The 11,462-nt window shown below is 45.0% G+C and carries 10 protein-coding genes; 4 read left to right on the top strand and 6 right to left on the bottom strand.

Features of this window, described 5'->3' with window-relative positions; translation table 11 throughout:
* Positions 1–443: 443 nt before the first annotated feature.
* Positions 444–908 carry a tRNA (uridine(34)/cytosine(34)/5-carboxymethylaminomethyluridine(34)-2'-O)-methyltransferase TrmL gene (gene trmL, locus L2744_RS20845; RefSeq protein ID WP_248993672.1) on the bottom strand — a complete coding sequence of 155 codons (465 nt, stop codon included), beginning with the start codon at positions 906–908 and terminating at the stop codon, positions 444–446.
* Positions 909–1,074: 166 nt separating this feature from the next.
* Between trmL and L2744_RS20840 the strand changes: the two genes are divergently transcribed.
* Together L2744_RS20840 and L2744_RS20835 are read left to right on the top strand one after the other, a co-directional pair.
* Positions 1,075–1,932 carry a DMT family transporter gene (locus L2744_RS20840; RefSeq protein ID WP_248993671.1) on the top strand — a complete coding sequence of 286 codons (858 nt, stop codon included), beginning with the start codon at positions 1,075–1,077 and terminating at the stop codon, positions 1,930–1,932.
* 28 nt (positions 1,933–1,960) lie between these two features.
* Positions 1,961–2,902, top strand: a complete 942-nt coding sequence (locus tag L2744_RS20835) for a LysR family transcriptional regulator (protein ID WP_248993670.1) — start codon at positions 1,961–1,963, stop codon at positions 2,900–2,902.
* A gap of 8 nt (positions 2,903–2,910) precedes the next feature.
* Here the strand turns inward: L2744_RS20835 and L2744_RS20830 are convergent, their stop codons facing one another.
* A complete protein-coding gene (locus L2744_RS20830) occupies positions 2,911–3,780 on the bottom strand; it encodes a patatin-like phospholipase family protein (RefSeq protein ID WP_248993669.1) in 870 nt (289 codons plus the stop codon).
* A gap of 119 nt (positions 3,781–3,899) precedes the next feature.
* The gene (locus L2744_RS20825) at positions 3,900–4,871 is read right to left on the bottom strand and encodes a LysR family transcriptional regulator (protein WP_248993668.1); all 972 of its coding nucleotides are present in this window, start codon (positions 4,869–4,871) and stop codon (positions 3,900–3,902) included.
* 124 nt (positions 4,872–4,995) lie between these two features.
* Here L2744_RS20825 and L2744_RS20820 point away from each other — a divergent pair, with 124 nt between their 5' ends.
* On the top strand, positions 4,996–6,996 hold the full coding sequence (locus tag L2744_RS20820; protein WP_248993667.1) for a ligand-gated channel protein: 2,001 nt from the start codon (positions 4,996–4,998) through the stop codon (positions 6,994–6,996).
* Between the two features lie 89 nt (positions 6,997–7,085).
* Here the strand turns inward: L2744_RS20820 and L2744_RS20815 are convergent, their stop codons facing one another.
* From L2744_RS20815 to L2744_RS20805, 3 genes are all read right to left on the bottom strand, one after another.
* Complete coding sequence (locus L2744_RS20815) at positions 7,086–8,027, bottom strand: DUF4424 domain-containing protein (RefSeq protein ID WP_248993666.1); 942 nt, start codon at positions 8,025–8,027, stop codon at positions 7,086–7,088.
* A 47-nt stretch (positions 8,028–8,074) separates the two neighbouring features.
* Entirely contained in the window at positions 8,075–8,308 is a 234-nt protein-coding gene (locus tag L2744_RS20810; RefSeq protein ID WP_248993665.1) for a helix-hairpin-helix domain-containing protein, read from the bottom strand.
* A gap of 129 nt (positions 8,309–8,437) precedes the next feature.
* Positions 8,438–9,775, bottom strand: a complete 1,338-nt coding sequence (locus L2744_RS20805) for a coproporphyrinogen III oxidase family protein (protein ID WP_248993664.1) — start codon at positions 9,773–9,775, stop codon at positions 8,438–8,440.
* 384 nt (positions 9,776–10,159) lie between these two features.
* Here L2744_RS20805 and L2744_RS20800 point away from each other — a divergent pair, with 384 nt between their 5' ends.
* A complete protein-coding gene (locus tag L2744_RS20800) occupies positions 10,160–11,086 on the top strand; it encodes a bile acid:sodium symporter family protein (RefSeq protein ID WP_248993663.1) in 927 nt (308 codons plus the stop codon).
* Positions 11,087–11,462 lie beyond the last annotated feature (376 nt).

The raw sequence follows: 11,462 nt of genomic DNA, 5'->3' as shown, positions 1-11,462 counted from the left end.
GTACTTGGCCAACATTTTGCGGGGACAACTAGCCCGTTAGACACATTATAAATGTCAGAGTCCTTTCGAAACTCAGAAGCATTACTAAAATTTGGTCTACTTACAGCTTGTGGAGTTAATTGTCAGTAGCCCCGATAACGCGCAATGGGGCAATACCTTTTTAGCTAAACGAACAGTGTAAGGGGGTAGTTAAGATTGCCACTGTTGCAACAGTGACCGTTGGCGGCATGAATGCCGCCGCCGAGCCTCAGGGATACTTATTTTGAAAGAAATAGACGGCGTGTCACTGGGGAAACAATGGCAATGCATATAACGCAATATACGATTCAGCTGTCTTGCTTTGGGGTCGAATGGAATTAAAGTAACCTGTCGGATCTAATTGCATCGTGATTTGAATATTGACAGGTTAACTCTAGATTAATCCAAATAAGTATCCCTAAGCATTAAATTGCACCTTCAAACCCAAGTTGGCGCCATGCTTCGTAGCTAATAATGGCCACTGCATTAGAAAGGTTCAAACTACGACTCGTTGCCGCCATGGGGATACGTAATCTCTGCTCCATTGGGATAGATTCGATAATCGCCATCGGCAAACCGCGGGTTTCTGGGCCAAATAGCAGCACATCATCCTTAGCAAAACTCAGCTCAGTATGCGGGCGGCTCCCCTTAGTGGTGCAGGCCATAATGCGCTTACCCGCCATGGCTTCGAGAAAAGCATCGAAATCTTTATGGCGAGTTACATTGGTTAAGTCGGCATAGTCTAAACCCGCACGACGTAGTTTTTTCTCTTCTAGATCAAAACCTAATGGCTCAATTAAATGCAGTTGGCAGCCATTATTTGCGCATAAGCGAATGATATTACCTGTGTTAGGTGCGATTTCTGGCTCAAAGAGTGCGATATGGAACATACTTGCCCGCCTGTAGAAAATGACGGCTGATTATACGGCAAACGGCATCTAAGCGCAGTGTCTGTGTAATGGATTAGCTGTAAACCTATGGCAGTTACAGCGCTTGCTTGTTTATTTATCTCAGGATAATATATCTTTACATCAAGATATATTATAAAGAACCATTATGGCTTTTATTATTGCGTTACTCGCCCCAGTTTTTTGGGGGACTACCTATGCGTTAGTGAGTCTCTACTTACAAGATATGTCGCCTTACTGGGTGGCCGTGTGGCGCGCCTTGCCTGCGGGGATATTAATGTTGATGCTGCGTCCTCGTTTGCCAACACTGGTTTGGTCAAAGCTTGGTTTGCTCGCTTTTTGTAATATCGGCGCTTTCTTCGCCTTGCTGTTTATCGGTGCTTATCGTTTGCCGGGCGCAGTGGCGGGAACCTTAGGGGCGACGCTGCCACTTATCTTCTTAATACTTGCTTGGGTCATTGATAAAAAACGCCCAGGAATGAAGTGGTTATTATTAGGCTTGATGGGATTAGGTGGGGTGATTTTACTGCTCAACCCTTCGGCCGATCTCGATCCTATCGGTGTACTCTGTTTGCTCAGTGCCACGACATTAGTCGCCTTTTCTTCTCGCTGGATGCAAAAGTGGGATGTGGGTGACTTTTTAGTGTTGACCGCGTGGCAGCTATTATTGGGTGGTTTGATGTTAATCCCGCTGGCTTGGTTTATGGCGGGACCGCCACAACTGCCGAGCATAACTGTGGTGCCATCGTTAATATGGTTAGTGATTGCCAACACCGCCGTTGCCTATTGGGCTTGGCTGTGGTCGATGCGAAACTTAGGACCAGAAATCATGGGCATGGTGGCTTTAGTCAATCCCGTGGTTGCCGTATCATTGGGAGTATTGATTGTGGGGGAAACCTTAGATATGCGCCAATGGATGGGGATTGGAGTGATTTTATTGTCACTGTTATTGATGAAGTTGCCACAGAATCTTAGGCTTAATCCATTTAAAAAAGCACTGCCCTAAGGAGTATTCAGGGCTGAATGAGGGATAAATGCTAAAACGTTTGGATCTGAATTTACTGCCCGTACTCGAAATCCTGCTTGAGGAACAAAGCGTGACTGCCGCTGCTGCGCGGTTGCATTTGAGCCAATCGGCGGTGAGTAAGCAGCTCACACGCTTGAGGGAAGTGTTTGACGATCCTTTATTTGAGCGTACCGCCTATGGCCTAAAACCTACGCCCAAGGCTTTGTCACTCGCGCCCGAGTTGCGCCAATGCTTACAGCAATTGGCGCAATTTACTCGACCAGACAGCTTCGACCCTGCCTTAAGCCAAAGGCAGTTTAGAATGCATTTGGTCGAAACCACCTATTCGCTCACCTTTCCCCATTTTATGCCTACGCTACTCACCCAAGCACCTAGCATTAGCCTCAACTGCCAAACGTGGCGACTCGATACCATGGATAGATTACTGCGCTGCGACATCGACTTAGCCATAGGTTGCCGCGAGTGGGACGAGCGCTCGCCCATGCATGTGAATAACATTCCCGATGACTTGTGCCATGTTGAGTTAGTGCAGGATTATCCTGTGTGTTTGATGCGCCGTGGTCATCCGGCGCTAACACAAGAGTGGAATTTAGATACCTTCTTGAGTTATCGCCATCTGCAGGTGGCCTTTGGCGGTTTAGAGCATTGGTTGCTGGATGATGTGTTGCAGCTTGAAGGACGCAAGCGAGATATTGCGGTAAATCTCACGGATTTTCAGAGTGCGCTTGCCCTGTGTGAACAGAGCGATCTTATCCTCTGTGCGCCTTCCCGCTATGCTTTAGCTGTGATGAAGTCCTTCGATCTCCAGTATTTGCCTTCTCCCATTAAGCTGATCCCCGGCGCTTATTTATTGATGTGGCACAAACACTTTGAGCACGACTTAAGCCATAAATGGCTACGAAAGCTGATTATCGACCGAGTACATCAGTCGCACTCGCCTCAGACTTAGGCTTAGGCTTAGCCACTTTTGGGCTTATCTAGCCAAACAAGCAAGGCGGGCAAGATAGCTTTTCCATCGGCGAGCCCTTGCTGATAGACGCGGGTCACTTTATCGATATTGCGATCAAGTCTCGACAAATTAAGTGGCTGTGCTGGACGGATCACAAAGGCCTTACCCGCTATAACGGCTTGGTCTAAATCCGCTAATGCTCGATTATAAACTCGGTGGCGCTCACTTAACGCATGGGCAACTGCGGGGTAGCGTTTATAGGTTTTACGCACTAACCAATTCATTTTCATTGGTGATTTTTGGTAATACTGATCTTGAGTCAAGATCACCACTTGGCGAGAATAACCGTCTTTTTGAGCCTGCAGCACGGGTATAGGTTCGGCGATCCCGCCATCAAGGTAGTGATTGTGATTGATCACATAGGGTTTAGACATAAAAGGCAGGCTAGATGAGGCAATAAGTACATCAAGCAATTTATCGTGACTGCTAAAATCTGCCATGCCAAAGTAATCGGTTTTTCCCGCCAGACAGTTAAAAGCACCGACTTTAAATTCAGTGTCACTATTTAAAAACGTACCAAAATCAAATGGCAGCAACTCGTAGGCCATACGGCGGTAGGTAAAGTCAGTGTTAACATAATTGCCGGTTGCTAGCCAATGGCGAACGCCCATATAACGTTTATCGTTGAGATATTGCTGCTGGATTTTAAGATTACGACCAAACTGACGTGACACATAGGATGCAGGATAAATAGCGCCCGCCGACACCCCTATCACATAGTTAAAATTAAGTGACTGCTGTAAAAACGCGTCTAACACACCTGCGGTATAAATGGCTCTCAGGCCGCCACCTTCTAATACTAAGGCCACATTTTTCATCTATTTGGTTGCATCTTTTATCGATTCATCCCAGCAGAATACCCCAGCTTTGGTAAGAAATGAATGCGTGTAAACCGTTACCCTAAGATGCCAACACAGTTGTTATTAGAGCGAGTTAGCTAAAATCCTAACCTATGCTCTTTGCTACTTTTGATATTCTCTGTTTTATAACTACCGCCTTTCAGTTGATAGGCATGGTTAAAATCCGTTTGACTAAAGTATTGGCTAAGCGCATTTAAGGCTTCTTTCACTTTAGCAGGCTGCCTATCCCGTGCAGATGTCACGCTGTAAACGCTATAGGTGTTGAACGACCATTCGGGTAACAGGGTCACTAATACACCTTTATCAAGATAATCACGCACCTCTGGCTCGGGCAAAGCGGCATATCCTAGCCCATCGAGCGTAAGCTGGATTAAGGTCTGCATATTGTTGACGCTAATTCGCTGACCAGTCAGTTCAAAATTCTCACGGCTATGGGCGTGGGTTAAGATATCGCCCTTAGCATAAACATGATATATCCGATTTAATTCAGCTAATTCAGCTGGATGCTTAAGGTTTTTATGCATTGGTAGATAACCGGGCGAGGCGCAGAGCAACATCCGCCAATCTGCCAAGTGGCGAGCAATTAAGTTTGAGTCTGAGAGTGGACCAATGCAAAGAGCGAGATCAATGCCTTCGTTCACTATATCTATGGGGCCATCCTGCATAACGAGGTTCAAACTTATTTGCGGATGAGCTGCAAGCAAATAGTTAAAAGGTTCACTTAATAAACCGCCGCCAAATCCTACCGGCGCCGCAATCTTCAATTCTCCAGAAGGAATGCCTTTTAAGTTGTTGAGTTTTTGTTCAGTGCTATCAACGATACTGATCACTTTGCGGCAATTTTCATAGAATAAATTTCCGGCCTCTGTGAGTGTCAGGTTACGGGTATTGCGGTGGAACAGGCTGATCCCCATGTCCATTTCTAGCTTAGTTACTTGTTGACTCACCGCCGACGAGCTGAGATTTAATTGCTGCGCCGCGGCGCTCATTGAGCCCTTTTCTGCAATAGTCGCAAAAACGATCATCCCCTTGATCATGTTTTTATTCATTATTAAGTAACTCTTACAAGTGATTACCCAAAGTCTAACTTGAGTCAATTGTAACATAGGAATACATTTCCGTATTGAAAATTGTTCTCATTTGCAAAATGTTCTCGATGGAGACTTGTCGTTTATGTTGTTAAGTCGTAAGAAGTATCTCGCCCAAGTAATTACTGCTTTATGTATGCTGCCCGGATTGAATGTGGCAAGTACCATGGCCGAAACCGCGCCGGATAAAGAAAAGATGATGGAGAGAATCGTGGTGACCGCATCGGGATTCGAACAGCAAATTCGTGATGCGCCAGCTTCTATCAGCGTGATCACCCGTGAGGATCTGGATAACCGCTTCTATCGCGACTTAACCGATGCCATGTTAGAAGTGCCCGGTGTGGTGATTACGGGCGGCGCCGATCGTCAGGACATCAGTCTGCGGGGTATGGGTAGCCAATACACACTAATTTTAGTGGATGGCAAACGCCAATCCTCGCGCGAGACTCGCACTAACAGTGATGGCCCTGGAGTCGAAGGCGCTTGGACACCACCATTGGCTGCTATTGATAGAATTGAAATTGTCCGCGGCCCTATGTCATCACTTTATGGTTCGGATGCCATTGGCGGTGTGATCAACATTATCACGCGCAAAGTGCCGAACGAGTGGCAAGGTGAACTGCGACTCGACACAACTCTGCAGGAAAAATCAGCCTCAGGGAATGTGTATCAGGGTAACTTTTTCTTAAATGGAGGGTTAATTAAAGATCTGCTTGGCGTACAGCTATATGGTCAATATACCCAGCGTGAAGAAGACCAAATCTATGATGGTTATCGTGGTCGCGATGCGACTAACCTGACCGCAAAATTTGCACTCACACCGAATGAAAACCACGACATCATGCTCGAAGTTGGGATATCAAACCAAGAACTCGATAGTAGTTTGGGGAAAACTGTTGCACCTTTAGCACCGGGTGCAAGCTGTGGTCGTAATGGTTGCCCTGCATCCTCTACCACTGAATATGAAAACAGTACCTTCTCCCTTTCACATACAGGTCGCTGGGACTTTGGTACTTCCGATACCTATATCAAGCATGAGGAGTACGATAATAAATCCCGTGAGATGAAGATCACCAATACAGATGCCCAATCCAGTTTGATTACAACAATAGGTCAAAGCCATACGGCGACCTTTGGTGCAGCATTCAATCATCAAGATCTTACCGATGAAACGGGTAACCAGATAAGTGACCTGAAGAATATCAGCCGTAAACAATGGTCCATCTTTTCCGAAGACGAGTGGCGCATAGTCGATAGCTTTGCCCTGACCATGGGACTGCGTTTGGATGACGATGAAAACTTTGGTAATCATGTCAGTCCGCGCGTTTATGGCGTCTGGGGATTAACCGACAGCACCACCTTAAAGGGCGGTGTATCAACGGGCTTTAGGGCGCCGAGTTTACGCCAGACAGTGCCAGACTGGGGCCAAGTCAGCCGTGGCGGCAATATGTACGGTAATCCGGATCTTGAACCAGAGACCTCCGTCAACTATGAGCTTGGTTTATATTCAGATCTGACCGAAAGCATTACCGCCAGTGCAGGCGTGTTCTATAACGAGTTTAAGGACAAGATCACCCGCGTGGCCTGCCCGGCAACCCAGTGTACCGAAGGGCCGAATCAATTTGGTTCAGATCCGACGACTTATGTAAATATCGATGAAGCCGTGACCCAAGGGGTTGAGCTGAGTATCGATTATCGCATTCGCTCAAACCTAAGCTTAACGGGTAACTATACCTATACGGATTCGGAGCAAAAGACAGGTGTTTACAAAGGCAGCCCATTGAATCAATTGCCTAAGCATTTGATCCAAGCATCTTTCAACTACGAGCCTATTGATAGTTTAAGCACTTGGCTAAGGGTGAACTACCGTGGCGAAGAGAGCCAGCCTACTACTGGACCTTCGTCGAGCAGTTTAATCGCGCCTTCTTACACTCTGCTGGATTTGGGGGCTAATTATCAATTGAACAATAGCCTGAAATTTAGTGCAGGCATTTACAACGCCTTCGATAAGGAAATTACCCAAGAGGAATACGGTTATATCGAAGATGGCCGCCGTTACTGGTTAGGTATGACCTACAGTTTTTAAGCTAATACTGAACACTCAAGGTTAACATTAAAGCCAGAACGATTCGTTCTGGCTTTAATGTTATTACGATCCGTGCGCAAGTTTAGAATTTACTCGAATTCAGGTTTTCGGATAAATAAGATGCTGAGATCTTGTGTTGGTATGAAGTTATTCTGTTGAAACTCAAAGGTCAGCGGGTCAGTTTTCTTCAAATTACCCTCAAAGCAGAGACTCATTAAGTCGGTAGCTTGTGACTTTTTAATCGTGAGTTTGAAATCCTTAATCGCTCCTTGCCAGTTATTAGCAGTCACGAGAATATAGCTGAGATGACTCCATGCCACACCGATTTCCCTATCCTCGTCTTCGTCCTTAACCACAAGGTTACGCTTTTTGATGCCTTTTTTTGCACTATCATCGAGGCAGGCTGATTCCGCGTAAGTTTCAATGATGCTGTCCGCCGCAAAGGGGACACCCGTCGAGATACTCGGGGTATAGGTATGGCTGATGGCGACAGATTTGCCTGCAGGAAATTCTTGTTGCCAAACAAAGTAGTCGGTTAGGGTAAATCTCACTTGGTTGTCTTTATCTACCCAGTGGACGGGAAGGGGCTGTTTGCCTTCTGGCAACTCAGCATATTCGGAAAAATAAGCAACCTCGTCTAAGCCCCACCCCAATTGTTTAAGCTGCTCTGAAATATCGGTTTTATCCTCTAACTGAGCGACTAATCTATGCTCAGTGGGCTGAACTACGCCATTTACCTTAAGGGTGAAATTTTCGATACTGCAGTGATCTGCTGAGCCAAAGTACATAGGTGGCATGGGAAAAGCGACGGGTACGATTAAATCTTGGTCGCTGGTGTTGGTAAACACATAATCGACCCTCACCTCGGCTTCACTAATATATAAGGATTCCTTATCCATACTGATATTAGGTTGATATTTCAAGGTAATAGAGCCATTAGCATCACCAAAACTGCTGTCGTTGGCAGAGGCAGTTTCTTCGTAGACGAGTAAAACTATAGCGAAAATGGGTATGGCTAAGTGTGCTGACATGAACTTCTTAACTCTAGTTGGATGCTTTTAGTATCAGTGGGGATAGATTATTGCGCACGGGCCAGCTCTATGGCCGCACCTATGGCATTTCGCGCTTGTGGGCTGTTTTTCCAGCAAGTGGTGCGCAGCATACTGGCGACTAAGTTAGCGATATCATCCACTTCGTGCTGGGCCAGTTGTTGCAGCGAGCTGATACCAATTTCTTCGAAGCGTTTAATCACCGTCGGGCCAACGCCTTTAAGTGCTAATAATGCTTGTTTTTCTTGTTCATTAAAGCCCATAACGAATACTCCATTATTTCTGGGATTACGCTCAACTGTAGAATAAAGGCAAGATTACCGCCAAACTGAGCTAACAAAAAGGCCCTCGAAAGGGCCTGTTTAATTTTCATCAATAATCATCAATAAGCATTACATATCACAGGGTTTTAGCGGTTTACGCAACTGGGCCCGCACGTTGTCCATGCCGGCATAAAACTCTTTCATCATCAATAGACCCATCATCTTGCCGTTATCGGTCACGATTAGATTATCAGGATCTGTTGGGTCATTCTTAATCGCGCCAATTAACTTCATTGACGTCATTTCTTTAAACAAAGCGGTATCCAAATTGACGCCAAAGGTCTCACGGAAATATTTGCGCGACAGGCGGCCAGAGAACATGCCCAGCAAAAAGCGATATTGCATTACGTCTTTTTTGCTGTAATTCTTTTGCTGTTCGACACCCATTTGGCCCGCAGCGATACGCTCTTGATACTTACGTAGCGAAAAAGTGTTCACATAGAGAGTGTCATTAAGGAAACTGAATGAGCCAGAGCCTACACCTAAATACTCATCGTAATCGATAACGTATTCGTCGAACCCTTCATCATTTGTCTTACCAAATGCCCATGCTGACAATTGATTATATTGACCGTTTAAGCTATTTAAAATCTGGCGATATTGGTTTGCCATATCCGCCTGCGGTGCTGCTAATTTACCTTTAACACTCTTGCGAGTCTGATGGGTGATCATCAGTGGATAGGTGGTAATTTGCCTAGGGTCCAAACGCGATGCCATGTCGAGATCGTGTTGAATAATCTCATCGGTTTGGCCGCGGAAACCAAAAATCAGGTCGACGTTGATAATAGGGAACAGCTCTTTGGCGCCCATGATCTTGTCGAAGGTTTGCTGACCCGTACCGAATTTATCGAGTCGGTCGGTCATTTTTAAAATATCGTCATTAAAGCTTTGCACGCCGATGGACATGCGATCCACTAAACCTTTGAGTTGCTTAAAGCCTGGGCTGTCTAAATGCTGCGGATCGGACTCGCAGGAGACTTCTTTAATACTAGGGAACAGGGTCTTAGCATGTTCGATGGTGCGGGCTAACTCATCCTCTAACACTGTGGTAGTACCACCGCCAATGTACATGGATTCAAAGTCATAGCCGAGGGCTTTGACCATTTCCATCTCTTTACGCAACGAGATGAAATAAGCTCGTGCCTTATCTTCCTTAAACATAAAACGGTGGAAGGTACAGTAGGAGCAAAGCGTATGGCAGAAAGGAACATGGGCGTACAGCATATACTTTTTGCCCTCAACAGGGGCAGGCATCATCTCCGCCGACAAGGTATCTAGGCGAAGATTCTTATCAACATAGTACTGCATGACTCGTTCCATCGAGCTAAGCATCCAGTTAGGGACAGTAATATTCGCTTGATAAGGCGTTGCGATAGCGCCGCTGAGCGTTTGAATAACAGAAGACATAACAATTCCTATCTGAGAGTGCTAACCGTAAACACCGAAATAGCTTTAGGTAATTCACGACCACCTAGCGCAATTAGACTACCTTGTATGAGAAACTCAAAACGTGAACTGGTTATAAGTTACGGTTTCCTAACAAGGAAATCACGGGCTTTTTGTTAAGCAGATCATGTTTTAGCGATCTTAAATACATTGATACCAAACGCGTCTCTATGAAATCTATAGTAGTTTTGGGCAGTTAGGTTAAGGAGTCAGTCGAAATGCTGAAAATAAAAAATTATTTATTTAGCCCACATATCCTCTGCCCGATAACTCCTTGTCTATCGGTAGATGGACTGTCATTATCCAATATAATAAAAATAACTTATTGTTTTGAAAAGGCTTACTATGTTAGCGAATGTTAACCGATTTTTCCCGCTGCTTGCACTATTAGGCGCATTAACGGCTTATCTGGAACCAAATTGGTTTACCGATCTTAAATCTTCCATCGTGCCGCTGCTGATGATTATCATGCTATCCATGGGACTCACCCTAAATCTGCAAGATTTTGCTAATGCATTTAAACAAAAACGTGCTGTAGTCACTGGGCTTATACTACAATTTTCGGTCATGCCGCTGAGTGCATTACTGATAAGTTTTTTATTGGGGTTAGATAGGGATCTCACCATCGGAATGGTGCTAGTGGGTAGTGTTGCAGGCGGCACAGCCTCTAATGTCGTCTGTTATTTGGCAAAAGGTGATGTGGCCCTCTCAATTACCATGACGGCGCTATCAACTTTAGCGAGCGTTATACTCACCCCTCTGATCATTAAGCTGCTTATTGGTCAGATGATAGATATTCCCCTCATAGATATGTTGCTAAGCTTAGTGAAAATAGTACTTATCCCTGTAAGTCTAGGCGTAATTATCAATCACTTATTGAAATCACTCGTCACCAAAATCACCCCTGCATTACCACTGATATCTATCTTCGCCATCGTGATGGCAATTACGATCATCGTCGCCTTAAATGCCAATCAGTTCGATAAAGTTAGCCCAATTATTCTGTTGGCCGTATTTTTACACAATGGACTTGGCCTAGCTTTAGGCTACATCTGCTGCCGTTTATTGGGTTTTAACCACACAGTCTGTAAAACCATCTCCATTGAAGTCGGCCTACAAAACTCCGGACTCGCGACAGCGCTATGCATCAAATTCTTTAGCCCTATCTCGGCAATTCCCAGTGCCATCTTCTCAATATGGCACAACCTCTCAGGTGCTATTCTGGCTGGTTATTGGGCGAATTTAAAAGAGAGCACAAAATCAAATCTATAGCCCGATATAGCAATTAACCTATTGAGAAATTTGTGTTATACCATTCTGCTAAAAGATGTGATCTAATTAGAGTGCATTCTACATTATCTGGCTCAGTACTATTAATTCTGAAAAATCTAAGCAACTCTTAGCGCTATCACGCAAAGAATCCTTGAGCAGGTTTCGAAGGCTTGGAACGAGTTTATTTCCGTCCCTAAAAGGTTAAAAACAATGTGCTCAAGAGAGTGGATTAAACTGACTTAATCTTTATGTAGATTGGTATTATTCATCTGTAGGAAAAATAGACTAAATTGTACAAATTACAGACGCAAAAAAGCCAGCTTATTCAGCTGGCTTAGTTACATCTTTACAAGATAATTAGGCGCTTGGCGATGAC

The organism is Shewanella profunda, from assembly GCF_023283765.1.
GTDB classification, from domain to species: Bacteria; Pseudomonadota; Gammaproteobacteria; order Enterobacterales; family Shewanellaceae; genus Shewanella; species Shewanella profunda.
This window is presented reverse-complemented; position numbering and strand designations above follow the sequence as displayed.

What these genes read in the sequence shown, in the direction of transcription:
- L2744_RS20830 (WP_248993669.1), bottom strand. Translation starts at nt 3,780, where the DNA reads ATGAAAAATGTGGCCTTAGTATTAGAAGGTGGCGGCCTGAGAGCCATT.
- L2744_RS20805 (WP_248993664.1), bottom strand. Translation starts at nt 9,775, where the DNA reads ATGTCTTCTGTTATTCAAACGCTCAGCGGCGCTATCGCAACGCCTTAT.
- L2744_RS20815 (WP_248993666.1), bottom strand. Translation starts at nt 8,027, where the DNA reads ATGTCAGCACACTTAGCCATACCCATTTTCGCTATAGTTTTACTCGTC.
- L2744_RS20825 (WP_248993668.1), bottom strand. Translation starts at nt 4,871, where the DNA reads ATGAATAAAAACATGATCAAGGGGATGATCGTTTTTGCGACTATTGCA.
- L2744_RS20840 (WP_248993671.1), top strand. Translation starts at nt 1,075, where the DNA reads ATGGCTTTTATTATTGCGTTACTCGCCCCAGTTTTTTGGGGGACTACC.
- L2744_RS20835 (WP_248993670.1), top strand. Translation starts at nt 1,961, where the DNA reads ATGCTAAAACGTTTGGATCTGAATTTACTGCCCGTACTCGAAATCCTG.
- trmL (WP_248993672.1), bottom strand. Translation starts at nt 908, where the DNA reads ATGTTCCATATCGCACTCTTTGAGCCAGAAATCGCACCTAACACAGGT.
- L2744_RS20820 (WP_248993667.1), top strand. Translation starts at nt 4,996, where the DNA reads ATGTTGTTAAGTCGTAAGAAGTATCTCGCCCAAGTAATTACTGCTTTA.
- L2744_RS20810 (WP_248993665.1), bottom strand. Translation starts at nt 8,308, where the DNA reads ATGGGCTTTAATGAACAAGAAAAACAAGCATTATTAGCACTTAAAGGC.
- L2744_RS20800 (WP_248993663.1), top strand. Translation starts at nt 10,160, where the DNA reads ATGTTAGCGAATGTTAACCGATTTTTCCCGCTGCTTGCACTATTAGGC.